This window comes from Streptomyces sp. NPDC013317, from assembly GCF_055563155.1.
The window spans coordinates 848,623-871,361 of the sequence record NZ_JBVHDX010000002.1 but is presented as its reverse complement, the minus strand read 5'-3'; the positions used below and the strand labels follow the sequence as shown (position 1 = coordinate 871,361).

Sequence of the window (22,739 nt, the reverse complement as noted above, 5' to 3'; positions counted from 1 at the left end):
TACGCAGGGTTCCTCTACGGCACAGTAGCTCCCCTGTGTGGCGCAGGTCTCTGTTCAAGCGATCAGTCGCTGATACGGATTCTTTGTGGAGTCCCTACGAATGGCCCAACGATTCTTTGCCGCGGCTTCGTCGGTCGCCGGCCCTTGTCCACGGGTTTACCCGGCAGTAGCCTTCGCGCAGTCGTACGTACTGTCGGTAACAGCCGTATACAGGGGGTGGCCGGAATGGCCCGCAGACCGATAGCGCTCGTGACGGCGGGGGTGCTGTTCCTGGAGGCGCCGGGCATCGTCGCGCTCAACGCCGTCATGGCACGGTTCGTCGAGGCGCAGTCGATGTCCCTCGACGGCCTCGACCCGGACGCGATGGTCACCGGCACCTGGGTGCTCGGGATCGCTTCGGGCGTGCTGCTCGCCCTCTGCGCCACCGTCGCGCTGCTCGCCGGCGTCCGCGACAGGCGCCCCGGGCGCGCCGGCCGGGCCCTGCTCGTCGGCTGCGCCGTGGTGCACGGGCTGCTCGGCGCGGTGACGGTCGGTCTGATCGGCTGGGGCGCCTTCGCGTTCATGACCGTGGTGCTCGGCCTGGTCGTGCTGACCCTGGTCGCGTACGGGAAGGGCGTCGACGCCCCCGAGGGGGAGCCGGCGCCCGCGTAGCGCCCTCGGCGCTCAGTGCCAGAGGTCGGTGATGGAGACCCCTAGCTTGCCGAGCAGCCGCCGCAGCAGGGGCAGGGACAGGCCGATCACGTTGCCCGGGTCGCCGTCGATGCCGTCGATGAACGGCGCCGAGCGGCCGTCCAGGGTGAACGCGCCCGCCACGTGCAGCGGTTCGCCGCTCGCCACGTACGCGGCGACCTCGGCGTCGGTGGGCTCGCCGAAGCGGACCACGGTGGAGGCGGTCGCCGACTCGTAGCGCTTGGCGGCCGTGTCGTACACGCAGTGACCCGTCTGGAGGATGCCCACGCGGCCGCGCATGGCCTTCCAGCGGGCGGTGGCCTCCTCGGCGTCGGCGGGCTTGCCGAGGGCCTTGCCGTCCAGCTCCAGGACCGAGTCGCAGCCGATGACGAGCGCGCCGAAGACCTCGGGGCGGGCGGCCACGTGGGCGGCCTTGGCCTCGGCGAGCGCGAGGGCGAGTTCGGCGGGCGTCGGGGCCTGCACCTTGTCCTCGTCGACGCCGCTCACGATGACCTCGGGAGCGAGTCCGGCCTGCCGCAGCAGCCCGAGCCGGGCGGGGGAGGCGGAGGCGAGCACGACACGGCGGCGATCAGCAGTCATGGGCGAAGCGTAGCCAGTACGGGCGCCTCGCGACGCCCGGCGGCCCCCGTCGCCCTCGACCGGCCCCCGTCGGCCCCGCACGGCCCGTGACCGGTCGTCAGTGGACGTTGACCACGAACATCGCCACCACCATCGCCAGGGCCAGCAGGATCGACGCGCGGCGCAGCATCGCCTGCATGTCGCGCATCTCCTCGGGCGGCTCGTTCTCCGGGTCGGACCACAGCATGTCTCCGATCCTGCTCGCGCGAGGGCCGGGCCGCCTGAGTACCCGTACTCAGGCGAACCCGTGCCGACGAACTAGTCACGTGGTGGTGAACACCCCCGCGTGCGCCGCCGTCAGCGCCGCCAGGACCGCCCGCTCGGCGTCTTCCGGGCCGAGTGGCTCGCGGCTGATCATGAAGCGGTAGTAGAGCGGCGCCGAGACCGCGCGCAGCAGCTCCAGCGCGTCCGTCTCCGGCGGGACCTCGCCGCGCGACGCGCCCCGCTTGACCACCGGCGCCCACTCCTCGAGCCGCGCGCGGTAGAAGCCCTGCAGCGCCTCGGCGCACTCCTCGTCACAGGCGGCGGCCGCGATGACCGCGCGGAAGACGCCGCCCATCCGGGGGTCGGTGAGCGTCCTGGTGACGAGCGCGGCGTTGGCCCGCAGGTCCCCGGCCAGGCTTCCGGTGTCGGAGGCCGGCAGGGACTGCTCCGCCATGTCGCGCAGCAGGTCGGCGACGAGGCCGACGGGGGAGCCCCAGCGCCGGTAGACGGTCGTCTTGCCGACGCCCGCGCTCGCGGCTACGTGGTCCATGTTCAGCCCGTGGAAGCCCGTGGCGGCCAGGGCGTCCTCGGTCGCTTCGAGGACGGCCCGGCGCACCTTCGCGGTACGGCCCCCGGGGCGCACGGTGCCGGGCACAGCCGGCTGGCTCTCACTCAAACGGGTCTCCTGTTCCATTAACGCCTTCGAGTCTGCTACGGTTCGGGACATCCTAACGGAACCAGAAGCCCATTAAGGGGTCCGCTCGTGGTTGCCACCGATGTCCGGCCTCAGGCCGACACCCCGCCCGTCACCCGTATGGACGGACGGATGCGGCTCGTCCTCCTCGTCCTCCTCGTCGCCCAGTTCATGCTGGCCGTCGACTTCTCGATCCTGAACGTCGCCCTGCCCGTCATGGGCGAAGGACTCGGCTTCTCCCTGGCCGGGCTCCAGTGGATCGCCACCGCCTTCGCCCTCGCCGCGGCCGGATTCACCCTTCTCCTCGGGCGCGTCGCGGACCTCGTGGGCCGCCGCCGCCTCTTCCTCGCGGGGATGGCGCTCCTCGGGCTCTCCTCGCTCGCGGGCGGCCTCGCCACCGACCCGGCCGTCCTGATGGCCGCCCGCGTCGCGCAGGGCCTCGCCACCGCCGCCGTCACCCCCGCCGGGCTCTCGCTGCTGACCTCCTCGTTCCCGGAGGGTCCCCTGCGGGCCAAGGCGCTCGGGCTCAACGGCGCGCTGATGTCGGCCGGCTTCACCACCGGGGCGATCCTCGGCGGCGTCCTGACCGATCTGCTCTCCTGGCGCTGGGCGTTCTTCATCAACGTGCCCGTCGCCCTCGCCGTCCTCCTCGTCGCCCCCGCCGTGCTCAAGGAGAGCCGTCCCGAGGTCCGCCCCCGCCTGGACGTCCCCGGCGCGATCACGGTCACCGGCGGTCTGCTGGCCCTCGTCTACGGCCTCACGACCGAGCCCCTGGCGCTCCCCGTCGGCGTCGCCCTCCTCGTCGCCTTCTGGTTCGTGGAGCGACGAGCCGCCTCGCCCCTCGTCCCCGTACGGATCCTCACCCGCCGCACCGTCGTCTGGGGCAACCTCGCCGGGCTCGTCGCCTTCGTCGCCGAGACCTCGCTGGTCTTCCTGATGACGCTCTACCTCCAGGACGTCCTCGGCTTCTCGCCGCTCGCCGCCGGCCTGTCGTTCGGTGTGCTCGGCGCGGGCACGGTCCTCGGCGGAGTCCTCGCGTCGCGCTTCATCGGCCGGTACGGCTCCCGCGCCGCGCTCGTGGCCGGCGGGCTCCTCCAGGCGGCCGCCACGGTCTCCCTCTACGCCCTCGGCGACGACCGCGGCTGGCTCTGGCTGCTCCTCGCGGCCACGTTCACGGGCGGCGTCGGCAACATGCTCGCCATCGTCGGCTTCATGGTCACCGCCACCTCGGGGCTGCCCGACTCCGAGCAGGGCATGGCCACCGGTCTCGCCACCATGACCCAGCAGATCGGCATCACCATGGGCACGCCGATCATGAGCGCGGTCGTGGTCACCTCCACCACGGTCCTCGACGGCATCGGCCTCGCGGTCCTCGTCAACGCCGCGATCGTGCTCGTCGGCGCGGTCCTCGCCGGACTCTTCCTGCGCCGCTCGTGACCTTCCAGCCCCGCGGTGCGGGCACGCGAAAGGCCGGACCCCCCGCACAAGGGGTCCGGCCTTCGGCGTACAGGTCTCGCTACGCGGGCCAGTAGGACCGCGCCCATGAGCGCGGCCCGGGCCGGGGCCGTACCGAACGGGCGATACGGGCCGGGTCCGACCAGCCCTCCGGGGCCACCGGGCCGCCGCCGTCCGCGGACGCCGCCGCGGTCGCCGCGGCCCGGGCCTGGACCACCGCCAGTGCGGCGGCCAGCTCCTCCGGCGTCGGGTTACCTCGTACGACCTTGATCATGTCGACTCCCAGAGGCCTAGAGGGGGATGTTGCCGTGCTTCTTCGGAGGCAGGGATTCCCGCTTCGTGCGGAGCTGACGCAGCCCCTTCACGATCTGCGGGCGGGTGTCCGACGGCATGATCACCCCGTCGATGTAGCCGCGCTCGGCCGCCGTGTACGGGTTGAGCAGCGTGTCCTCGTACTCCTGGATCAGCCGCGCCCGCTCGGCGTCCTGGTCCTCGGCCGCCGCGATGGTCCTGCGGTGCAGGATGTTCACCGCGCCCTGCGCGCCCATGACCGCGATCTGCGCGGTGGGCCACGCCAGGTTCAGGTCGGCGCCCAGGTGCTTGGAGCCCATGACGTCGTACGCGCCGCCGAACGCCTTGCGCGTGATGACGGTGATCAGCGGGACCGTCGCCTCGGCGTACGCGTAGATCAGCTTCGCGCCCCGGCGGATGATGCCGCCGTACTCCTGGTCGACACCGGGCAGGAAGCCCGGCACGTCGACGAAGGTGAGGACCGGGATGTTGAAGGCGTCGCAGGTGCGCACGAAGCGCGCCGCCTTCTCGCTCGCGTCGATGTCCAGACAGCCGGCGAACTGCATCGGCTGGTTGGCGACGATGCCGACCGGGAAGCCCTCGACGCGGCCGAAGCCGGTCAGGATGTTCGGCGCGAACATGGCCTGGGTCTCCAGGAACTCGCCCTCGTCGACGACGTGTTCGATGACGGTGTGCATGTCGTACGGCTGGTTCGCGGAGTCCGGGATCAGGACGTCCAGTTCGCGGTCCTCGTCCGAGGGCTCCGTGTCGGCGACCTCAGGGAACGCCGGCGGCTCCGACAGGTTGTTCGAAGGGAGGTACGACAGCAGGGACTTGACGTACTCGATCGCGTCCTTCTCGTCGCCCGCCATGTGGTGCGCGACACCGGACGTGGTGTTGTGCGTGCGCGCACCGCCCAGCTCCTCGAAGCCCACGTCCTCGCCGGTGACCGTCTTGATGACGTCGGGTCCCGTGATGAACATGTGCGAGGTCTGGTCGACCATGACCGTGAAGTCGGTGATCGCCGGGGAGTAGACCGCGCCGCCGGCGCACGGCCCGACGACCAGGCTGATCTGCGGGATCACGCCGGAGGCGTGGGTGTTGCGGCGGAAGATCTCGCCGTACATGCCGAGGGCCATGACGCCCTCCTGGATCCGCGCGCCGCCCGAGTCGTTGATCCCGACCACCGGGCAGCCGGTCTTCAGCGCGAAGTCCATCACCTTCATGATCTTCTGGCCGAAGACCTCGCCGAGCGCGCCGCCGAAGACCGTGAAGTCCTGCGAGAACACGGCGACCGGGCGCCCGTCGACGGTGCCGTAGCCGGTGACCACGCCGTCGCCGTACGGCCGGGTCTTCTCCAGGCCGAAGTTGGTCGACCGGTGCCGGGCCAGCTCGTCGAGCTCCACGAAGGAGCCCTCGTCGAGCAGGAGCGCGATCCGCTCGCGCGCGGTCAGTTTGCCCTTCGCGTGCTGCTTCTCCACCGCCCGCTCGGAGCCGGCGTGGGTCGCCTCGTCAATACGGCGCTGCAGATCCGCGATCTTGCCCGCGGTCGTGTGAATGTCGATTTCTTGCGGCTCTACCGACTCGGACATCGGGATGCGGCTCCCTGCCTGGTCACGGGGGTTCGTTGGGTACGAATGGGCTACTGCCCGGCTACTGATCCGTAGGGTATCGACGCCGATACGGTTCGGCACTGCGGTCTTTGCCACACCTAGTCTGGCTTGCATGACGTCCTCCGATGCCTCAGGAGCCCGGTGGTCCGACCTGGACCGGCCCCCGCTCAACGCCGCCGCGCTGCGCCGCGCGCTCGTCCACTCCGACGGTCTGTGGACCTCGCTCGACCTCGTCACCACGACCGGATCCACCAACACCGACCTGGCCGCGCGCGCGGACGAGCTGCCCGAGGGCGCGGTGCTCGTCGCCGAGGAGCAGACTTCGGGGCGCGGCCGCCTCGACCGGGACTGGGTGTCCCCGCCGCGGGCCGGGCTCTTCTTCTCCGTCCTGTTCAAGCCGGACGTGCCGGTGCACCGCTGGGGCTGGCTCCCGCTGCTCGCCGGCGTCGCCGCGTCGACCGGGCTCGCGAAGGCCGCCGGCGTGGACCTTTCCCTCAAGTGGCCGAACGACCTGCTGGTTTCGGTCGGGGGCGAGGAGCGGAAGACCGGCGGGATCCTCGCCGAGCGGGCCGGCGCGGACGGCATCGTCGTCGGCATCGGCGTCAACGTGACGCTCAAGGAGGACGAGCTGCCGGTGCCCGGAGCGGGCTCCCTGCTCCTGGCGAACGCCGTCTCGACGGACCGGGACACGCTGCTGCGGGCGGTCCTGCGGTCGCTGGAGCAGTGGTACGGGGAGTGGGTGCGGGCGGACGGCGACCCCGAGGCGTCCGGGCTCCAGGCGGCGTACACGACGGGCTGCTCGACCCTGGGCCGCCACATCAGGGCCGACCTCCCGGGCGAGCGGATGCTGGAGGGCGAGGCGGTGGCCCTGGACGGCGACGGGCGCCTGGTGGTCGAGACGGAGGGCGGCGGCACGGAGGCGGTCGCGGCGGGCGACATCGTCCATGTCCGGGCGGCACCCTGACGCGGGGGTGCGGACCGCGGGGGCCCGCAGGCCTCGGCCCCGCACCCGCGGGGCCAAGGCCTGTACCCACCCTCCCCCGGACTCCGTCCGGCAGGATCCCCCTCCCGGCGGGACGAATCCCCCAACGGGGGCCGAGGGTGGGTGACGTCTCCGTGGGGCGAACGCGCGCACCGGATGTACGCCGCGGGCGTGAGCTGGCACACACCTGTCGTATCGTGGAGCGCGATCCATGGCGACAGATCGGCAGGGCAGTGGGCAGGGAACGGGCAGGAGGCGGCCGGTGACCGTCGACGACGCGCACAACGGCGGCGAGGCCGAGCCACCGGCGTACCCGACCCCGCACCACCACGTCGACCACACGGCCGAGCCGACCGACGATCCCCTGGCGATCCGCCTCGAACAGCTCATCCTCGGCGCGGACCGCCGCTACACCCCCTTCCAGGCCGCCCGCACCGCTGGCGTCTCCATGGAGCTGGCCTCCCGCTTCTGGCGCGCCATGGGCTTCGCCGACATCGGTCAGGCCAAGGCGCTCACCGAGGCCGACGTCCTCGCCCTGCGCCGCCTCGCCGGTCTCGTCGAGGCCGGACTGCTGAGCGAGCCGATGGCCGTCCAGGTCGCCCGGTCCACCGGACAGACCACCGCCCGGCTCGCCGAGTGGCAGATCGACTCGTTCCTGGAGGGCCTCACCGAGCCGCCCGAGCCCGGAATGACCCGTACCGAGGTCACGTACCCCCTGGTCGAGCTGCTCCTGCCCGAACTGGAGGAGTTCCTGATCTACGTCTGGCGCCGCCAGCTCGCCGCCGCCACCGGCCGCGTCGTGCAGGCCGCGGACGACGAGGAGATGGTCGACCGCCGGCTCGCCGTCGGCTTCGCCGACCTCGTCGGGTTCACCCGGCTGACCCGCCGCCTGGAGGAGGAGGAGCTCGGCGAGCTCGTCGAGGCCTTCGAGACCACCTGCGCCGACCTCGTCGCCGCCCACGGCGGGCGCCTCATCAAGACCCTCGGTGACGAGGTGCTCTACGCCGCCGACGACGCCGGAACCGCCGCCGAGATCGCGCTGCGGCTGATCGAGACGCTCAGCCACGACGAGACGATGCCCGCCCTCCGCGTCGGCATCGCCTTCGGCACCGTGACGACCCGGATGGGCGACGTCTTCGGTACGACCGTGAACCTTGCCAGCCGGCTCACCTCGATAGCGCCCAAGGACACCGTCCTGGTCGACGGGGCGCTCGCCGAGGAGCTGACCAGGACCGGCGACGCGCCCGTCTCCGAGACGCAGGCCGCCGAGGAGACCGCCCGCGCCGAGAAGGAGGGCGAGCAGCCTCCGACGTACCGCTTCGCGCTCCAGCCCATGTGGCAGCGGCCCGTGCGCGGTCTCGGCGTCGTGGAGCCCTGGCACCTGACCCGTCGCCCCACCTAGGATCCGGTGAACAGTCGTTAACAGGCGTTAACCGGGAGGGTGCGGTCATGTCCGAGCAGTCCGAGCAGCGTTTTGGTGAGTTCGTCGCGGTCCGGAGGCACGAGCACGTCGCCGAGCTGGTCCTCGACCGGCCCAAGGCGATGAACGCGGTCTCCCTGGAGATGGCGCGCTCCATCAGTGCGGCCTGCGCGGCGCTCGGCGCGGACGACACGGTACGGGTGACGGTGCTGACGTCCTCCAACGACAAGGCCTTCTGCGTCGGCGCCGACCTCAAGGAGCGGAACTCCTTCACGGACGCCGACATGGTCCGTCAGCGCCCCGTCTCGCGCGGCGCCTACGGGGGCGTGCTCGACCTGCCGATGCCGACGGTCGCCGCGGTCCACGGCTTCGCGCTGGGCGGCGGCTACGAGCTGGCGCTCGCCTGCGACGTGATCGTGGCCGACGCGACGGCCGTCGTCGGGCTCCCGGAGGTGTCGGTGGGCGTGATCCCGGGCGGCGGCGGTACGCAGCTGCTCCCGCGCCGGGTGGGCGCGGCGCGGGCGGCCGAGCTGATCTTCACGGCGCGGCGGGTGGAGGCGGCGGAGGCGCGCGAGCTGGGCCTCGTCGACGTGCTGGCGGAGGACGCCCGTACGGCGGCCCTCGAGCTCGGCGGCCGGATGGCGGCGAACTCCCCGGTCGGCCTGCGCGCCTCCAAGCGCGCGCTGCGGCTCGGTCAGGGCCTGGACCTGAAGGCCGGCATGGAGGTCGAGGACGCGGCGTGGCGGGCGGTGGCCTTCTCGGGGGACCGGGCCGAGGGTGTGGCCGCGTTCAACGAGAAGCGGAAGCCGGAGTGGCCGGGCGTCTGAGAATCTCGCGGATTCGTCCCGGATTCCTCCCGGATTGTCACTTTCCGTGATGCTCCACACGTAAAAAGGGATGAAACGTCCCTAAGCTGGAGGAATGGGAGAGGATGTGCGGCTGCGGGCCGTAGTGGCGCTGGCGCAGGCGATGGCGGCGGCGCACACCCCGCGCGAGTTCTGGCGGGCCGCGGCGCTGGGTGCCCGCGACGCGCTCGGCGGGAGCTTCGCCGCCCTGTCGGTCTGGCAACGTGACCACGGCCGGCTCAAGGTGCTGGTGAACGCCGGAGAGCGGGCGGTGGGGGAGGAGGAGTTCCCCGACGCCGAGACGTATCCCGTGCACCAGTTCCCCGAGATCACCGAGTTCCTGCACGCGCGGTGGGCGGGCGGCGGCGAGCCGGACGCCTGGGTGGAGACCGCGGGCGACCGCCTCCCGACCGGCCGTGTCACCGGACTGCGCCGGCGCGGGCGCGGCTGCTGCGTGGTCGCGCCGGTCGTGCTGCACGGCAGGGCCTGGGGCGAGCTGTACGTGGCCCGACCGGCCGGGGTGCCGGTCTTCGGCCGCGACGACGCGGACTTCGCCGCGGTGCTCGCGGCGGTGGTCGCTGCGGGCATCGCCCAGTCGGAGCGCCTGGAGGAGGTCCGCAAGCTGGCCTTCACCGACCCGCTGACCGGCCTCGCCAACCGTCGCGCGGTCGACACCCGGCTCGACGAGGCGATCGAGCGCTACCGGGCGGACGGCTCCGTGGTGAGCCTGGTGGTCTGCGACCTGAACGGTCTGAAGCGGGTCAACGACACCCATGGGCACGCGGTCGGCGACCGGCTCCTGGAACGGTTCGGCTCGGTGCTCTCCCGGTGCGGGGCGATGCTCCCCGGCGCCCTCTCGGCGCGCCTCGGCGGCGACGAGTTCTGTCTGCTCTCGGTCGGCCCGACGTCGGACGAGGTGGTGGCCGTCGCCGACGAACTCTGCGTCCGCGCGGGCGAACTGGAGCTGGGTGAGGGCGTCGCCTGCGGAGTGGCCTCCACGGGCGACCCCATCGGTCCGGTCAAGTCCGCCCGCCGCCTCTTCCGACTGGCCGACGCCGCCCAGTACCAGGCCAAGGCGGCCCGCTCGGTGAAGCCGGTGGTGGCGGGCCGCGACGGCACGGTCATCCGCCTCGCCGACGCCCCGCCCGGGGCTCGCGACCGCAGGCGCTTCCGCGACGCGCCGCCGGTCTAGGACCTCGTACGGACTCCGTACGGGCGCCGCCCGGACCCTGGTAAGGGCTCGTCCGGCGGCCGACTAGTGACATGGAGGTCTTCAGTCCGTAGGGTGCTGAATATGGATATGCACTCAGTCGTCCTTGGCACGTCCGGAACCACCTTCCAGGACGTCATCGACGTCGCCCGCCACGGCGCCCGCATCGAGCTGTCCCCCGAGGCCGTGCAGGCGCTTGCCGACTCCCGTGCCGTCGTCGACGCGCTCGCCGCCAAGCCCGAGCCCGTGTACGGCGTCTCGACCGGGTTCGGGGCCCTCGCCACCCGGCACATCAGCCCCGAGCTGCGGGCGCAGCTCCAGCGCAACATCGTCCGCTCGCACGCCGCCGGCATGGGTCCGCGCGTGGAGCGGGAGGTCGTGCGGGCGCTCATGTTCCTCCGGCTCAAGACCGTCGCCTCCGGCCACACCGGCGTCCGCCCCGAGGTCGCCCGGACGATGGCCGACGTCCTCAACGCGGGCATCACGCCGGTCGTCCACGAGTACGGCTCCCTCGGCTGCTCCGGCGACCTCGCGCCGCTCTCGCACTGCGCCCTGACCCTCATGGGCGAGGGTGACGCCGAGGGCCCCGACGGCACCGTGAAGCCCGCGGGCGAGCTGCTGGCCGCCGCCGGGATCCAGCCCGTCGAACTGCGCGAGAAGGAGGGCCTCGCCCTCCTCAACGGCACCGACGGCATGCTCGGCATGCTGATCATGGCCCTCGCCGACCTCGACACCCTCTACAAGTCCGCGGACATCACCGCGGCCCTCTCCCTCGAAGCCCTCCTCGGCACCGAGAAGGTCCTCGAGCCCGAGCTGCACGCGATCCGCCCCCACCCGGGCCAGGGCGCGTCCGCGGCCAACATGCTCGCCGTGCTCAAGGGCTCCGGGCTCACCGGCCACTTCCAGGAGGAGGAGGCCCCGCGCGTCCAGGACGCGTACTCCGTGCGCTGCGCCCCGCAGGTGGCCGGCGCCGGCCGCGACACCATGGCCCACGCCCGTACGGTCGCCGAGCGCGAGCTCGCCTCCGCCGTCGACAACCCCGTGATCCTCGCGGACGGCCAGGTGCGCTCCAACGGCAACTTCCACGGCGCCCCCGTCGCGTACGTCCTCGACTTCCTCGCCATCGCCGCCGCCGACCTCGGCTCCATCGCCGAGCGCCGCACCGACCGGCTCCTCGACAAGAACCGGTCCCACGGCCTGCCCCCGTTCCTCGCCGACGACGCCGGCGTGGACTCGGGCCTGATGATCGCCCAGTACACCCAGGCCGCCCTGGTCAGCGAGATGAAGCGGCTGGCCGTCCCGGCCTCCGCCGACTCCATCCCGTCCTCCGCCATGCAGGAGGACCACGTCTCCATGGGCTGGTCCGCCGCCCGCAAGCTGCGCACGGCCATCGGCAACCTCAACCGGATCATCGCCGTCGAGCTCTACGCCGCCACCCGCGGAATCGAGCTGCGCCGCGGCCTCACCCCCGCCCCCGCCTCGCAGGCCGCCATCGAGGCCCTGCGCGCCGCGGGTGTCGAGGGCCCGGGTCCGGACCGCTTCCTCGCCCCCGACCTGGCGGCGGCCGACGCCTTCGTACGCGAGGGGAGGCTCGTCGCCGCCGTGGAGCCCGTCACCGGCCCGCTGGCGTGACGGACCGCACCCGTTCATGACACAGGCGGCCACCCCGGCAGGGGGCGGCCGCCTGTGTCGTTCTTCGCGCGTCTCAGTACGCCCGGCCGCCGCGTCTCATCGCCAGCGCCACGAACCCGGCGCCCACCGCGAGGAATCCCGTCCCGCCGATCACGTACGGCGTCGTGTTCGGCCCGCCCGTCTCGGCGAGCCGTGCCCCGCTCGCCGCGCGCTCCTGCTCGGAGGAGCTGACGCGACCCTCGTCGGTCGCGTTCGCGGACGGGACGAACCACAGGGCGAAGAGCAGCGCCCCGGCCGCCGTGGCGGTCAGCAGCGGACGTCGAGCGACGGACACAGAGATTCGATCCTCCTTGCGGAAACCGCGAATTGGTCGGTGCGCCGATGCTAATGAACACAGCGGGTCGCAGGAAAGTCGGGAGCCCGGGCGGCCTACTCTCCGACGTATGAGCACTTCCGAGACATCGCGCTATGTACGGCTTCGAGTGGAAGTCGTCCTGGAGATCGCCGAGGCCGAGAAGCTGACGGGCGCGGCCGTCGGGCGGATCGAGACCGACGAGTTCATGCCCGACGAGGAGCGTGTGCACGCCCGCTCCGCGGTCCACGAGGACAGCGCCGAGGCGCTGGCGTACCTGATCGAGCCCTTCGACCTCGTCAGGGACGTCCCCGGCGTCGACCTGGTCCAGGCCTCCTGGACCAGCGAGGAGATCGACTACGACCCCGACGCCCAGGAGTGGGACCTCGACGAGGAGGATGGGGACGAGGAAGACGACGAAGAGACGGCCTAGCAGCGCGGCACGCCCTGCCAGGAGCCCCGGGGCGACGTTGTGAGGCGTCGCACACCCCGGGGCTCTCCCATGGGGAGTCCGCGCACGCATCCCGGGTACGCGTCCCCGCGAGGATCCGAGTGGGGCTCTCCGAGGGGCTCCGTGCGCGGGTCTCGTGTGCGGGAGCAGTGTGCGGGTTTCGTGTGCGGGAGCAGTGTGCGGGTTTCGTGTGCGGCTCTCGTGTGCGGGAGCAGTGTGCGGAACCGGAAGGACCGTTTGCGCGTGTTGATCAGTGGTGTTCCCCACAAAGCCCCCGCTTCCGGAACCGGGCGGGGTGTCATGGATGTTCAGACGAGTGTGGGCAGGGAATCGGCGACGATGGAGAAGCGTGTGATGACGGACAGCAAGCGCCGCAAGGGCCTGGCGGCGGCTGCCGCGGTGCTCGGTGGCGTATTGGTGCTCTCGGCGTGCAGCGACGGGGACAAGGGCGGCGCGGCCGACAGCTCCGCGTCGGCGCAGTCACAGGCTCAGGTCGACGAGGCCGCGGCGCAGAAGACGTCGAAGGCGCAGATATCCATCGCGCCCAAGAACGGCGCCGACAACGCCTCGATCAACAAGGACGCCAAGGTCACCGTCACCGAGGGCACGCTGACCGAGGTCACGATGACCACCCAGGACGGCGAGGCCGTCAAGGGCGAGATGTCGGCCGACAGGACGAGCTGGCAGCCGGCCGAGCAGCTCAAGCGCGCCACCCTCTACAAGATCGCCGCCACCGCCAAGGACGCGGACGGTCTGGAGGCGCACGAGAACTCCTCCTTCACCACCGTCTCCCAGGCCAACAGCTTCATCGGCAACTTCACGCCCGAGGACGGCTCCACCGTCGGCGTCGGCATGCCGGTCTCGATCAACTTCAACAAGGCCATCACCGACAAGGCCGCCGTCCAGGGCGGCATCAAGGTGTCGTCCAGCAGCGGCCAGGAGGTCGTCGGGCACTGGTTCAACTCCCAGCGCCTGGACTTCCGCCCCGAGAGCTACTGGACCGAGGGCTCGACCGTCACGCTGAAGCTGGACCTCGACGGCGTCGAGGGCGCCCAGGGCGTCTACGGCGTCCAGCAGAAGACCGTCACCTTCAAGATCGGCCGCAACCAGGTCTCCACCGTCGACGTCGCCACCAAGACCATGACGGTCACGCAGGACGGCAAGACGGTCAAGACGATCCCCGTCTCCGCCGGCTCTCCGGAGAACCCGACCTACAACGGTCAGATGGTGATCTCCGAGAAGTTCAAGGAGACCCGGATGAACGGCGCCACCGTCGGCTTCACGGACGACGACGGCAAGGGCGAGTACGACATCAAGGACGTCCCGCACGCGATGCGCCTGTCCACCTCGGGCACGTTCATCCACGGCAACTACTGGGGCCCGGACTCGATCTTCGGCTCGGCCAACACCAGCCACGGCTGCGTGGGCCTGAACGACGTCAAGGGCGCGGGCGACCCGAAGCAGCAGGCCGCCTGGCTCTACGACCACTCGATCGTCGGCGACGTCGTGGTCGTGAAGAACTCCAAGGACAAGACGATCGCCCCCGACAACGGTCTCAACGGCTGGAACATGAGCTGGTCGGCGTGGAAGGCCGGCTCGGCGGTCTGATCCCGTCCCGTACCGACGACAGCGGCGGCCCCCTCCGAGGACGGAGGGGGCCGCCGCTGTCATCCGGTCATGGCGTGCGGCAGAGGCCGGCCTACCGGACGACCTCCTCCACGCCCCACTGCGCCAGCAGCCCCAGCGCGTCCGCCGAGGCCGTCCCCGGCTCCGCCTGGTACGTCACGAGCACCAGGTCCGGGTCCGTCCCGGAGACCTTGAGCGACTCGTACTGCAACGTCATCTCGCCCACCAGCGGGTGCCGCAGCTTCTTGCTGCCGTGCCCCTTGTCCGCGACGGTGTGCGCCGCCCACAGCGAGCGGAACTCCTCGCTCTTCACCGACAGTTCGCCGACCAGCGCGAGCAGCGCGGGGTCGTCCGGGTAGCAGCCCGCGTACAGCCGCAGCACGCTCACCACCTCGGTCGCCTTGCACTCCCATTCCAGGTACAGATCACGCGCGTTCGGCCCGAGGAAGACCAGCCGGGCCATGTTGCGCTCCTCCGGCTCCATCGCGACGAAGTCGCCGAGCAACGCCCGAGCCATCCGGTTCCAGGCGAGGATGTCGAGGCGGCGGCCGACGAGGAGGGCCGGGACGGACTCCATCGAGTCCAGCAGGTGCTGCAGACCGGGCCGCACGTGCTGGGGCCGGACGATCGCCGAGCGGTGCTGCTTCTTCTTCGCCGTCGGCTTGGCCAGATGCGTCAGATGCGCCCGCTCGGAGTCGTTCAGCCGCAGCGCCCGCGCGATCGAGTCCAGCACCTCCATGGACACGTTGCGCCCGTTGCCCTGCTCGAGGCGGGTGTAGTACGCGACGGACACGCCCGCCAGCTGCGCGAGCTCCTCCCGGCGCAGCCCCGGTACGCGACGATGACGCCCGAAATCCGGCAGACCCACGTCCTCCGGCTTCAGCCGGGCCCGGCGCGAGCGCAGGAATTCACTGAGTTCGGCACTGAGGTCCATGCGGCCATCCATGCGTCCCGATTATCCCAGGCCGTACGACGGGACGGGCAGGTGTTCCTGACCCTGCCAGTGGTAGGCACGCTGGACGTAGGCAGAGCAGAGGTCTGGGTGGACGGCGGCCGCTCCGGCAGGCTGGTCGCCATGACCACGAACGTCTCCCTCGTCCCCGCCTACGCCGCCCCCGCCGCCAACGCCCCGCTGGAGCGCACCACCGTGCCGCGCCGCCCGGTCGGCGAGCACGACGTCCTGATCGAGATCAAGTACGCCGGCATCTGCCACTCCGACATCCACCAGGCCCGCGACGGCTGGGGTGAGGGCATCTACCCGATGGTGCCCGGCCACGAGATCGCCGGCGTGGTCACCGAGGTCGGCCCCGGCGTCACCCGGCACCAGGTCGGCGACCGCGTCGGCGTCGGCTGCTTCGTCGACTCCTGCCGCGAGTGCGAGAACTGCCGCCAGGGCCTGGAGCAGTACTGCACGGGCGGCTCGACGGGCACGTACAACGCCCTCGGCAAGGACGGCGAGCCGACCTACGGCGGCTACTCCACCCACATCGTCGTCGACGAGAACTACACCCTGCGCATCCCCGAGGGCATCGCCCTCGACGAGGCCGCCCCGCTCCTCTGCGCCGGCATCACCCTCTACTCGCCGCTCGTCCACTGGCAGGCCGGCCCGGGCAAGAAGGTCGCGATCGTCGGTCTCGGCGGCCTCGGCCACATGGGCGTCAAGATCGCCCACGCCCTGGGCGCCGAGGTGACCGTGCTCAGCCAGTCGCTGAAGAAGCAGGAGGACGGCCGCAAGCTGGGTGCCGACCACTACCACGCCACCAGCGACCCGCGGACCTTCACCGAGCTCGCCGGCTCCTTCGACCTGATCATCTCCACGGTCTCGGCCCCGCTCGACTTCGCCGCCTATCTCGGGCTGCTGCGGACGGACGGCGCGCTGGTGAACGTCGGCGCTCCCGAGGAGCCGATCTCGCTCAACCTGTTCCCGCTGATGCTCGGCCGCAAGACTCTCGCCGGCTCGGCGATCGGCGGTATCGCCGAGACGCAGGAGATGCTCGACTTCTGCGCGGAGCACGGCCTGGGCGCGGAGATCGAGCTGATCAGCGCCGACCGGATCAACGAGGCGTACGAGCGGGTGCTCGCGAGCGACGTGCGGTACCGCTTCGTGATCGACACGTCGACGATCTGAGGACCTGGGGACCTGGGGACCCTCGGGTCTTCGGGCCCGTGGGCGGTCCGCAGGCCCTCGGTTCGCGCCGGTGCCGGGGCATGACCTCCGGGGTAATCGACCCCGTACGGCATGTCCCGGCACCCTTGCGTCATGACCGCATACGCCCTCGCGAACCTCCGCCCGCAGACCGCTCCGCACGAGGAGGTCCTCGTCTACATCGAGCGCATCCAGTCCACGCTCGACCCCTACGGCGGCCGCTTCCTCGTGCACGGCGCTCCCGAACGGGAGGTGAGGGAGGGGGAGTGGCCCGACGCCCTCGTCATGATCGCCTTCCCCTCGATGGAGGCCGCCCGCGACTGGTACGACTCCGCCGCCTACCAGGAGATCCTCCCGCTGCGCACCCGCCACATCCCGGGCGACATCCTGCTGATCGACGGCGTCCCGCCCGGCTACGACCCGGCGTCGACCGCCGCCGCGATGCGCGCCGCGTCAGCCGGTACGGCCTGAGCGGAGCTCCAGCGGCGTCCCGCCGAAGCCCGCGCGGAAGCGCGCGTCGTGGGAGACCGCGACCACCGCGCCCTCGAAGGCGGCGAGTGCCGCCTCCAGCTCCTCCACCAGGGAGAGCGCCACATGGTTGGTCGGCTCGTCCAGGATCAGCAGGTCGGCCGGCCGGGTCACGAGCCGGGCCAGCTCCAGCCGGCGCTGCTGCCCCACGGAGAGCCGGGCCACCGGAACGGCCAGGTCCTCCTCCCGGAAGAGACCGAGGGCGAGCAGCTCCTCCGCGTGCTCCTCGGGCGGACCGGGGCGGCCCGCCGCGTACGCCGCGAGCAGCGGTTTCGCGGACGGTACGGCAGGCAGCTCCTGGGCCAGGTAGCCGACCCGGCCCGACCGGACGACCGTGCCGCTGTCGGGCCGCAGATCCCCGGCGAGAACCCGCAACAGGGTCGTCTTCCCGGCCCCGTTGGGCCCGGAGACGAGCAGCCGGTCGCCGGGTGCGATCCGCAGCGCGCCGATCCGCAGCCGCTCGCCGACCACGACGTCGTCCAGCTCGGCGAGCACGCCGTCGTGCCGCCCGGGACCACCGTCCGACCCCGGCCCGCCGTCCGCGGGTGTCGTGGCCCGAGGGCCGGCGGTCGTCAGCCGGGCCGTGAACCGCAGCGGCTCCGGCGGGGCCGGCACCGGATCCCTCCGTAGCTGTTCGAGCCGTACACGGGCCGCCCTGACCTGCCCGGACAGCTTGTTCTCGTGCGAGCGGCGGTGCTTGCCGAACCCCTGCCGGGGGTCCTTCCCGGACCCCGCGAGCCGCTGCCCGGCCGCGGCCACCAACTCCTCCGTGCGGGCCAGCTCCTCGCGCCACTCCTCGTGCTGCTGGGCCCAGCGGCGCCGGGCGGCGGCCTTCGCCGCGCGGTAGCCGTGCCAGCCGTCGCCGTACCGGGTCACCGCCCGGGTGTCGCGGTCGACCTCCAGGATCGTGGTCGCCATCCCCTCCAGGAATCCCCGGTCGTGGGTGACCGCCACGACCGTGCCGCGGTGGGTGCGCAGCCGTTCCTCCAACCAGCCGGCGGCGGCCCGGTCGAGATGGTTCGTCGGTTCGTCGAGGAGCAGCAGCTCGGCGCCCGACGCGAGGACGCAGGCGAGGGCGAGCCGTGACTGCTCCCCGCCGGAGAGCGTGCCGACGCGGCGTTCGTACGGGACGTGGCCGAGGCCGAGCCCGTGCAGCGCGGCGTCGACCCGGGCATCGGCCTCGTACCCGCCGCGCTCCTCGTACCGGGCGGCCAACTCGCCGTACGCGACGAGTTCCTCGGGGGTCGCGGAGCCGAGCCGCTCCTCGGCGGCCCGCATCTCCCCTTCCATGGCGCGGAGTTCGGCGAGCGCGGCGTCGGCGGCGTCGCGCACGGTGTGCTCGGGGCCGAGGCCGAAGGTCTCGGCGAGCGTCTGCGCGAGCCGCGCGACGCCGCCGGGGAAGCGGACGGTCACCTCGCCGTCGTCGGGGGCCTCCGCACCCGAGAGCAGCCGGAGAAGGGTGGACTTGCCGGAGCCGTTCTCACCGATGACGGCGACCTTCTCGCCGGGGCGGACGGTGAGCGTGAGCCGTTCGAGGACGGAGCGGTCCCCGTAGGAGACGGAGACGTTTTTCAAGGTCGACTGGGCGCGGTCGCGCATGGGATCTTTCCCTGACGGCTGGGGTGCGTTCGGGCCGGGAAGAGGACACCGGGACCATCGCCGCCGCGCCCCAGGGGCGCCGGATCAGCGGGTCGGACCGTGTCCGCGGCCGGAATCGGAGAAAGAAGTAGAACGAACCCATGCGACCGAGTGTAACGACGCCGCCCGCCCGGGTCGCGTGGATTTCCGGGCGGGCGGTCCGCGTGCGTGGGGCCCTGCGTGGGGCCTGCCCCTCAGGACGGTCTCAGCCGTCGGCCTTCGCGACGCCGATCGGGCAGGAGACTCCCGTACCGCCGATGCCGCAGTAGCCGGCCGGGTTCTTGTCCAGGTACTGCTGGTGATAGCCCTCGGCCGGGTAGAAGGCGCGGCCCTCGGCCGGCAGCACCTCCGTGGTGATCGTGCCGTACCCGGAGCCGGTCAGGACCTTCTGGTACGCCGCGCGAGAGGCGTCGGCGGCGTCGGCCTGGGCGTCGGAGTGGGTGTAGACGGCGGAGCGGTACTGGGTGCCGACGTCGTTGCCCTGGCGGAAGCCCTGGGTCGGGTCGTGGGACTCCCAGAAGAGCTTGAGCAGCCGCTCGTACGAGACCTTCGACGGGTCGAAGACGACCCGGACGACCTCGGTGTGGCCCGTGAGGCCCGAGCAGACCTCCTCGTAGACGGGGTGCGGCGTGATCCCGCCCTGGTAGCCGACCAGGGTCGTGAAGACGCCCTCGGTCTGCCAGAACTTGCGCTCGGCGCCCCAGAAGCAGCCCAGGGCGAAGTCGGCCACCTCGAGGCCCTCGGGGTACGGGCCGAGCAGCGGCGTGCCCAGCACGGTATGGCGCTCGGGAACCGCGAACTCGGACTCGGACCGGCCCTTGAGCGCCTGCTCGGGCGTGGGGAGGACAGGGGTGCGTGACAGGAACATGCGGCATCTCCTCGACGGTGGGCGTTACGCACAACGTCCGGACCCCGGGAGGGATTCCCCCGGGGTCCGGCAGAGCGCGTGTCTCCCCGTGCGTCAGTGCGGCAGGGTCGCCGGGCTTCCGCCGTTGGCCTCGTAGCCCGCGACGGCCAGGTTCCGGTACACCGTGTACTCCGCCGCCGGGTCTTCGGTCAGCGTCCACGGCAGGGCGCCCACGTGGCCGTCCACGTGGACCAGCTGGTGCATGGCCTCCTGCCAGCGTTCCCCGCGGACCAGGAAGAGGACCAGCAGGTGCCGGACGTGCGCCAGCATCGGGTCGTCGGCGCGCGCCGAGTGGACCGCGTACAGCGCGCCCTCCATCGCCTTGCGCACGACCTCGGTACGGAAGAAGTCCTGGACGAGCACGATCTCCGGCAGGTGCTCGTAGACCGCGAACAGCGGCAGCGCGGCGAGCAGCGAGCCCTGCGGGGCGCGTGCCGCGGCCGCGGTCGCGAACCGGTCGGCGTCCTCACGCGAGCCGTGCCACTTCTCGCACCAGTAGTGCAGCGCGGCCAGGTGCGCGCCCATGTGCTGCGGCGCGCGGTCGATGATCTTCGCCCAGACCTGGTCGAACTCCTCGTGGCTGTAGCCGAGTCCCCGCGCGACCGCGAGCTGCACGATGTACGGGACGGGGTCGCCGGGGGCGAGCAGGGCCGCCTCCTCGCTCACCTTCTTCGCCTCTTCGAGGATGATCCGGAAGTCGTCGCTGCCCGCCGAGGAGGAGCGCCAGGCCTGCTGCACCAGGAACTCGGCGTGGACGGCGGCCCCGCCCGGGTCCCTCGGCGAGTCGGCCCGCCAGGCCCGCAGCCACGCGCCGCCGACCCCGGGCTTCTGCTGGAGCTCCAGCGAGGCCGCGCCCGCGAACGCCTGGACGCGCTGCCAGCGGACCTCGCCCGCCTTCTCCGTGCCGGCGAGGAGCTGCGAGGCCGCCCGCCAGTCCTGGGTCGCCTGGACCACGTCGAGCACGTCGAGCAGATCCCGGTCCGGCCCCGGCATCCGTACGTCCTGCTCCTCCTGGCGCAGGAAGCCGTAGGCCTCGGGGTCGGCGGCGTCCGGCGAGCCGGGCGCGACCTGACGGATGCCGACGCCGGACCGGCGGCGCCTCACGTACGGGGTCACGACCGCGATCAGCAGAGCCATCGCCATCAGGAACCAGAGAATCTCCATGTGTCCATTGTCCAGGACACTCCCTGAGACATCGGGCGGCGGTCCCCGGCCCTCGCGACTACGCTCCTGACCCATGAGCGATGAGCACATCCACCAGAGCTTCGAGACCCGCGCGATCCACGCGGGCAACACCGCCGACCCGCTGACCGGCGCGGTCGTCCCGCCGATCTACCAGGTCTCCACGTACAAGCAGGACGGCGTGGGCGGGCTGCGCGGGGGTTACGAGTACAGCCGGAGCGCCAACCCCACGCGCACCGCGCTCGAGGAGAACCTCGCGGCCCTCGAAGGCGGCCGCCGCGGACTGGCCTTCGCCTCCGGCCTCGCCGCCGAGGACTGCCTCCTGCGGACGCTGCTCGCCCCCGGCGACCACGTGGTGATCCCGAACGACGCCTACGGCGGCACCTTCCGGCTCTTCGCCAAGGTCGTCCAGCGCTGGGGCGTGGACTTCTCCGTGGCCGACACCTCCGACGTCGACGCGGTGCGCGCCGCGGTCAACGACCGTACGAAGGTGATCTGGGTCGAGACCCCGTCGAACCCGCTGCTCGGCATCACCGACATCGCGGCCGTCGCGGCCGTCGCCCGGTCGGCGGGCGCGAAGCTCGTCGTCGACAACACCTTCGCCTCGCCCTATCTCCAGCAGCCGCTGTCGCTCGGCGCGGATGTCGTCGTGCACTCGCTGACGAAGTACATGGGCGGCCACTCGGACGTCGTGGGCGGCGCCCTGGTGACGGCCGACGAGGCGCTCGGCGAGGAACTGGCGTACCACCAGAACGCGATGGGCGCGGTGGCCGGTCCGTTCGACTCGTGGATCGTGCTGCGCGGCATCAAGACGCTCGCCGTCCGCATGGACCGGCACAGCGAGAACGCGGGAAAGATCGTGGAGATGCTGACGCAGCACCCGAAGGTCACCCAGGTCCTCTACCCGGGCCTGCCGGAGCACCCGGGCCACGAGATCGCCGCCAAGCAGATGAAGTCCTTCGGCGGAATGATCTCCTTCCGGGTGGAGGGCGGCGAGGAGGCGGCGGTCGCGGTCTGCAACCGCGCGAAGCTCTTCACCCTCGGTGAGTCCCTGGGCGGCGTCGAGTCGCTGATCGAGCACCCGGGCCGGATGACCCACGCCAGCGTCGCGGGCTCGGCCCTGGAGGTCCCGGCCGACCTGGTCCGCCTCTCCGTGGGCATCGAGAACGTGGACGACCTGCTGGCGGACCTGCGCCAGGCGCTGGGCTAGGAGGTACGGCACGCTGCCGGGCGCCCCCGAGCCGGGGACGCCCTGCAGCGTGTTCCCTTCCGCGGGTCCCGTCCGTCAGGCCGGGACCTTCTCGTCCTCCAGGGATTCCCGGACCATCGTGCGCAGCTCGGGGGTGTCCTCGTGCCCGTGCACGGAGACCGCGTGTTCGGAGGCCGCCTTCACGACCTCGTCCTCCTCGCCGATGATGGTGAGGGTGCAGTTCATCACGCTCGGTTCCTTGCGGCAGTCGGCGACTTTCCTGGTCATGAATCCTCCTCGACTCGCCCGCTCCTTCCAGGCTAAGTCCGCCGTCACCAGCCTTCGAGCGGTGGCGTCGTCTCCGCGGGCGGCACGCTCCAGGGCTCGGCCACCGTCGCCCAGACGGCGAACGCGAGCACGGCCACGACGAGCAGCGACCACAGGGCCCGGCGGACGGCCCGGTCGCGGTGGCGCAGCCGGCCGCCGCGCGTCACGGCCCGCGCGAGCAGCTCGGCCGGGACCTGCGGGTGCGGGGACTCCAGCATCCGCCGCACCTCGTCCTCCTTGTCCTCGTACCTGCTCACGAGGCGAGGCTCCCGCCGCGCCGGTCCCGCAGCGCGGAGACGGACCGCGCGCAGATGGCCCGCACGCGCTCCTCGGCCAGTCCGAGCAGGGCCGCGGTCTGCTCCTCGGCCACCCCCTCGTACAGCCGCAGCACCACGACGAGACGTTCCTGCGGGGTGAGCGCGGAGAGGAGCCCGCCCCGGCCGCGGTGGTGCCGCCAGGCGGTGCGCGCGAAGCGGGCGGCGAGGTCGGCACGGGTGCGGTCGTACGGATCCTCGCCGCGCAGCCGGTCCCAGTGGGCGTAGGTGTGGGCGAGGGAGGCGGTCAACAGCGCCTGGGCGCGCGGATTGGCGTCCCGCGTCTCCGCGGTCAGCAGCGTCGCGGCATGCAGCAGCCGGCCCGCCGCCCCCGCCGTGAACGCCTCGAACTGCCGGGCGCGGAAGCGGTTCCCGCCCGACCGGCCGTCCTCTCGATCTCGCACGTCCTCATATGAGGACAGCGG

25 protein-coding genes are annotated in these 22,739 nt (G+C 72.1%); 12 read left to right on the top strand and 13 right to left on the bottom strand.

The window, feature by feature from the left end; translation table 11 throughout:
• Window positions 1-225: 225 nt before the first annotated feature.
• On the top strand, window positions 226-651 hold the full coding sequence (locus ACZ3IJ_RS08730; RefSeq protein WP_467466921.1) for a hypothetical protein: 426 nt from the start codon (window positions 226-228) through the stop codon (window positions 649-651).
• Window positions 652-663: 12 nt separating this feature from the next.
• Here ACZ3IJ_RS08730 and ACZ3IJ_RS08725 read toward each other — a convergent pair whose 3' ends face one another.
• The 3 genes from ACZ3IJ_RS08725 to ACZ3IJ_RS08715 form a co-directional block, all read right to left on the bottom strand.
• The gene (locus ACZ3IJ_RS08725; protein ID WP_467466920.1) at window positions 664-1,269 is read right to left on the bottom strand and encodes a nucleoside triphosphate pyrophosphatase; all 606 of its coding nucleotides are present in this window, start codon (window positions 1,267-1,269) and stop codon (window positions 664-666) included.
• Window positions 1,270-1,366: 97 nt separating this feature from the next.
• Entirely contained in the window at window positions 1,367-1,495 is a 129-nt protein-coding gene (gene mmpB, locus ACZ3IJ_RS08720) for a morphogenic membrane protein MmpB (RefSeq protein WP_391798810.1), read from the bottom strand.
• A gap of 75 nt (window positions 1,496-1,570) precedes the next feature.
• Window positions 1,571-2,206 (bottom strand): TetR/AcrR family transcriptional regulator, encoded by a 636-nt coding sequence (locus ACZ3IJ_RS08715; protein WP_467466919.1) that lies wholly within the window; start codon window positions 2,204-2,206, stop codon window positions 1,571-1,573.
• A 120-nt stretch (window positions 2,207-2,326) separates the two neighbouring features.
• Here ACZ3IJ_RS08715 and ACZ3IJ_RS08710 point away from each other — a divergent pair, with 120 nt between their 5' ends.
• A complete protein-coding gene (locus tag ACZ3IJ_RS08710; protein ID WP_467466970.1) occupies window positions 2,327-3,643 on the top strand; it encodes an MFS transporter in 1,317 nt (438 codons plus the stop codon).
• A 79-nt stretch (window positions 3,644-3,722) separates the two neighbouring features.
• Here the strand turns inward: ACZ3IJ_RS08710 and ACZ3IJ_RS08705 are convergent, their stop codons facing one another.
• Window positions 3,723-3,935 (bottom strand): acyl-CoA carboxylase epsilon subunit, encoded by a 213-nt coding sequence (locus ACZ3IJ_RS08705; RefSeq protein ID WP_352190145.1) that lies wholly within the window; start codon window positions 3,933-3,935, stop codon window positions 3,723-3,725.
• A gap of 16 nt (window positions 3,936-3,951) precedes the next feature.
• Window positions 3,952-5,544 carry an acyl-CoA carboxylase subunit beta gene (locus ACZ3IJ_RS08700; protein ID WP_467466918.1) on the bottom strand — a complete coding sequence of 531 codons (1,593 nt, stop codon included), beginning with the start codon at window positions 5,542-5,544 and terminating at the stop codon, window positions 3,952-3,954.
• A 133-nt stretch (window positions 5,545-5,677) separates the two neighbouring features.
• Between ACZ3IJ_RS08700 and ACZ3IJ_RS08695 the strand changes: the two genes are divergently transcribed.
• From ACZ3IJ_RS08695 to hutH, 5 genes are all read left to right on the top strand, one after another.
• Complete coding sequence (locus ACZ3IJ_RS08695) at window positions 5,678-6,529, top strand: biotin--[acetyl-CoA-carboxylase] ligase (RefSeq protein WP_467466917.1); 852 nt, start codon at window positions 5,678-5,680, stop codon at window positions 6,527-6,529.
• Between the two features lie 280 nt (window positions 6,530-6,809).
• Window positions 6,810-7,949, top strand: a complete 1,140-nt coding sequence (locus ACZ3IJ_RS08690) for an adenylate/guanylate cyclase domain-containing protein (protein ID WP_352190142.1) — start codon at window positions 6,810-6,812, stop codon at window positions 7,947-7,949.
• A 47-nt stretch (window positions 7,950-7,996) separates the two neighbouring features.
• The gene (locus tag ACZ3IJ_RS08685) at window positions 7,997-8,794 is read left to right on the top strand and encodes an enoyl-CoA hydratase/isomerase family protein (RefSeq protein ID WP_467466916.1); all 798 of its coding nucleotides are present in this window, start codon (window positions 7,997-7,999) and stop codon (window positions 8,792-8,794) included.
• 94 nt (window positions 8,795-8,888) lie between these two features.
• Complete coding sequence (locus ACZ3IJ_RS08680) at window positions 8,889-10,004, top strand: GGDEF domain-containing protein (RefSeq protein ID WP_467466915.1); 1,116 nt, start codon at window positions 8,889-8,891, stop codon at window positions 10,002-10,004.
• Window positions 10,005-10,112: 108 nt separating this feature from the next.
• Entirely contained in the window at window positions 10,113-11,654 is a 1,542-nt protein-coding gene (hutH, locus tag ACZ3IJ_RS08675) for a histidine ammonia-lyase (protein WP_467466969.1), read from the top strand.
• A 73-nt stretch (window positions 11,655-11,727) separates the two neighbouring features.
• Here the strand turns inward: hutH and ACZ3IJ_RS08670 are convergent, their stop codons facing one another.
• Complete coding sequence (locus ACZ3IJ_RS08670; protein ID WP_467466914.1) at window positions 11,728-11,988, bottom strand: LAETG motif-containing sortase-dependent surface protein; 261 nt, start codon at window positions 11,986-11,988, stop codon at window positions 11,728-11,730.
• A 109-nt stretch (window positions 11,989-12,097) separates the two neighbouring features.
• Between ACZ3IJ_RS08670 and ACZ3IJ_RS08665 the strand changes: the two genes are divergently transcribed.
• Window positions 12,098-12,439, top strand: coding sequence for a hypothetical protein (locus ACZ3IJ_RS08665; protein WP_467466913.1), 342 nt, complete (start codon window positions 12,098-12,100; stop codon window positions 12,437-12,439).
• Between the two features lie 357 nt (window positions 12,440-12,796).
• A complete protein-coding gene (locus ACZ3IJ_RS08660) occupies window positions 12,797-14,065 on the top strand; it encodes a L,D-transpeptidase (protein ID WP_467466912.1) in 1,269 nt (422 codons plus the stop codon).
• A 91-nt stretch (window positions 14,066-14,156) separates the two neighbouring features.
• Here ACZ3IJ_RS08660 and ACZ3IJ_RS08655 read toward each other — a convergent pair whose 3' ends face one another.
• Window positions 14,157-15,017, bottom strand: coding sequence for a helix-turn-helix domain-containing protein (locus ACZ3IJ_RS08655; RefSeq protein WP_467466911.1), 861 nt, complete (start codon window positions 15,015-15,017; stop codon window positions 14,157-14,159).
• A 141-nt stretch (window positions 15,018-15,158) separates the two neighbouring features.
• On the opposite strand from ACZ3IJ_RS08655, the gene ACZ3IJ_RS08650 reads away from it, so the two are divergent.
• Window positions 15,159-16,211 (top strand): NAD(P)-dependent alcohol dehydrogenase, encoded by a 1,053-nt coding sequence (locus tag ACZ3IJ_RS08650; protein ID WP_467466910.1) that lies wholly within the window; start codon window positions 15,159-15,161, stop codon window positions 16,209-16,211.
• Between the two features lie 132 nt (window positions 16,212-16,343).
• Window positions 16,344-16,700 carry a DUF1330 domain-containing protein gene (locus ACZ3IJ_RS08645; protein ID WP_467466909.1) on the top strand — a complete coding sequence of 119 codons (357 nt, stop codon included), beginning with the start codon at window positions 16,344-16,346 and terminating at the stop codon, window positions 16,698-16,700.
• Here the strand turns inward: ACZ3IJ_RS08645 and ACZ3IJ_RS08640 are convergent.
• From ACZ3IJ_RS08640 to ACZ3IJ_RS08630, 3 genes are all read right to left on the bottom strand, one after another.
• Window positions 16,683-18,356: an ABC-F family ATP-binding cassette domain-containing protein gene (locus tag ACZ3IJ_RS08640; RefSeq protein ID WP_467466908.1), complete on the bottom strand. Its 1,674-nt coding sequence runs from the start codon at window positions 18,354-18,356 to the stop codon at window positions 16,683-16,685. The two genes, ACZ3IJ_RS08645 and ACZ3IJ_RS08640, sit on opposite strands and share 18 nt — an antisense overlap.
• Before the next feature lie 244 nt (window positions 18,357-18,600).
• Window positions 18,601-19,263: a peptide-methionine (S)-S-oxide reductase MsrA gene (gene msrA, locus ACZ3IJ_RS08635; protein ID WP_467466907.1), complete on the bottom strand. Its 663-nt coding sequence runs from the start codon at window positions 19,261-19,263 to the stop codon at window positions 18,601-18,603.
• 93 nt (window positions 19,264-19,356) lie between these two features.
• A complete protein-coding gene (locus ACZ3IJ_RS08630; RefSeq protein WP_467466906.1) occupies window positions 19,357-20,466 on the bottom strand; it encodes a hypothetical protein in 1,110 nt (369 codons plus the stop codon).
• A gap of 73 nt (window positions 20,467-20,539) precedes the next feature.
• Here ACZ3IJ_RS08630 and ACZ3IJ_RS08625 point away from each other — a divergent pair, with 73 nt between their 5' ends.
• Window positions 20,540-21,694, top strand: coding sequence for a cystathionine gamma-synthase (locus ACZ3IJ_RS08625; protein WP_467466905.1), 1,155 nt, complete (start codon window positions 20,540-20,542; stop codon window positions 21,692-21,694).
• A 75-nt stretch (window positions 21,695-21,769) separates the two neighbouring features.
• On the opposite strand, the gene ACZ3IJ_RS08620 is transcribed toward ACZ3IJ_RS08625, so the two are convergent.
• Genes ACZ3IJ_RS08620 through ACZ3IJ_RS08610 form a run of 3 tightly spaced genes read right to left on the bottom strand, consistent with a single transcriptional unit; the run spans window position 21,770 to window position 22,718 of the window.
• Window positions 21,770-21,961 carry a DUF1059 domain-containing protein gene (locus ACZ3IJ_RS08620; RefSeq protein ID WP_467466904.1) on the bottom strand — a complete coding sequence of 64 codons (192 nt, stop codon included), beginning with the start codon at window positions 21,959-21,961 and terminating at the stop codon, window positions 21,770-21,772.
• Window positions 21,962-22,005: 44 nt separating this feature from the next.
• Window positions 22,006-22,257, bottom strand: a complete 252-nt coding sequence (locus tag ACZ3IJ_RS08615) for a hypothetical protein (protein WP_467466903.1) — start codon at window positions 22,255-22,257, stop codon at window positions 22,006-22,008.
• Entirely contained in the window at window positions 22,254-22,718 is a 465-nt protein-coding gene (locus tag ACZ3IJ_RS08610) for a sigma factor-like helix-turn-helix DNA-binding protein (RefSeq protein ID WP_467466902.1), read from the bottom strand. Before ACZ3IJ_RS08610 ends, ACZ3IJ_RS08615 begins: the two co-directional genes overlap by 4 nt.
• Between the last annotated feature and the right edge of the window lie 21 nt (window positions 22,719-22,739).

Bases quoted from the DNA above. Each gene is read 5' to 3' on its own strand.
- ACZ3IJ_RS08665 (WP_467466913.1), top strand. From the start codon at position 12,098: ATGAGCACTTCCGAGACATCGCGCTATGTACGGCTTCGAGTGGAAGTC.
- ACZ3IJ_RS08655 (WP_467466911.1), bottom strand. From the start codon at position 15,017: ATGGACCTCAGTGCCGAACTCAGTGAATTCCTGCGCTCGCGCCGGGCC.
- mmpB (WP_391798810.1), bottom strand. From the start codon at position 1,495: ATGCTGTGGTCCGACCCGGAGAACGAGCCGCCCGAGGAGATGCGCGAC.
- ACZ3IJ_RS08730 (WP_467466921.1), top strand. From the start codon at position 226: ATGGCCCGCAGACCGATAGCGCTCGTGACGGCGGGGGTGCTGTTCCTG.
- ACZ3IJ_RS08640 (WP_467466908.1), bottom strand. From the start codon at position 18,356: ATGCGCGACCGCGCCCAGTCGACCTTGAAAAACGTCTCCGTCTCCTAC.
- ACZ3IJ_RS08705 (WP_352190145.1), bottom strand. From the start codon at position 3,935: ATGATCAAGGTCGTACGAGGTAACCCGACGCCGGAGGAGCTGGCCGCC.
- ACZ3IJ_RS08700 (WP_467466918.1), bottom strand. From the start codon at position 5,544: ATGTCCGAGTCGGTAGAGCCGCAAGAAATCGACATTCACACGACCGCG.
- ACZ3IJ_RS08620 (WP_467466904.1), bottom strand. From the start codon at position 21,961: ATGACCAGGAAAGTCGCCGACTGCCGCAAGGAACCGAGCGTGATGAAC.
- ACZ3IJ_RS08710 (WP_467466970.1), top strand. From the start codon at position 2,327: ATGGACGGACGGATGCGGCTCGTCCTCCTCGTCCTCCTCGTCGCCCAG.
- ACZ3IJ_RS08630 (WP_467466906.1), bottom strand. From the start codon at position 20,466: ATGGAGATTCTCTGGTTCCTGATGGCGATGGCTCTGCTGATCGCGGTC.
- hutH (WP_467466969.1), top strand. From the start codon at position 10,113: ATGCACTCAGTCGTCCTTGGCACGTCCGGAACCACCTTCCAGGACGTC.
- ACZ3IJ_RS08650 (WP_467466910.1), top strand. From the start codon at position 15,159: ATGACCACGAACGTCTCCCTCGTCCCCGCCTACGCCGCCCCCGCCGCC.
- ACZ3IJ_RS08645 (WP_467466909.1), top strand. From the start codon at position 16,344: ATGACCGCATACGCCCTCGCGAACCTCCGCCCGCAGACCGCTCCGCAC.
- ACZ3IJ_RS08685 (WP_467466916.1), top strand. From the start codon at position 7,997: ATGTCCGAGCAGTCCGAGCAGCGTTTTGGTGAGTTCGTCGCGGTCCGG.
- ACZ3IJ_RS08625 (WP_467466905.1), top strand. From the start codon at position 20,540: ATGAGCGATGAGCACATCCACCAGAGCTTCGAGACCCGCGCGATCCAC.
- ACZ3IJ_RS08695 (WP_467466917.1), top strand. From the start codon at position 5,678: ATGACGTCCTCCGATGCCTCAGGAGCCCGGTGGTCCGACCTGGACCGG.
- msrA (WP_467466907.1), bottom strand. From the start codon at position 19,263: ATGTTCCTGTCACGCACCCCTGTCCTCCCCACGCCCGAGCAGGCGCTC.
- ACZ3IJ_RS08660 (WP_467466912.1), top strand. From the start codon at position 12,797: ATGGAGAAGCGTGTGATGACGGACAGCAAGCGCCGCAAGGGCCTGGCG.
- ACZ3IJ_RS08715 (WP_467466919.1), bottom strand. From the start codon at position 2,206: ATGGAACAGGAGACCCGTTTGAGTGAGAGCCAGCCGGCTGTGCCCGGC.
- ACZ3IJ_RS08680 (WP_467466915.1), top strand. From the start codon at position 8,889: ATGGGAGAGGATGTGCGGCTGCGGGCCGTAGTGGCGCTGGCGCAGGCG.
- ACZ3IJ_RS08725 (WP_467466920.1), bottom strand. From the start codon at position 1,269: ATGACTGCTGATCGCCGCCGTGTCGTGCTCGCCTCCGCCTCCCCCGCC.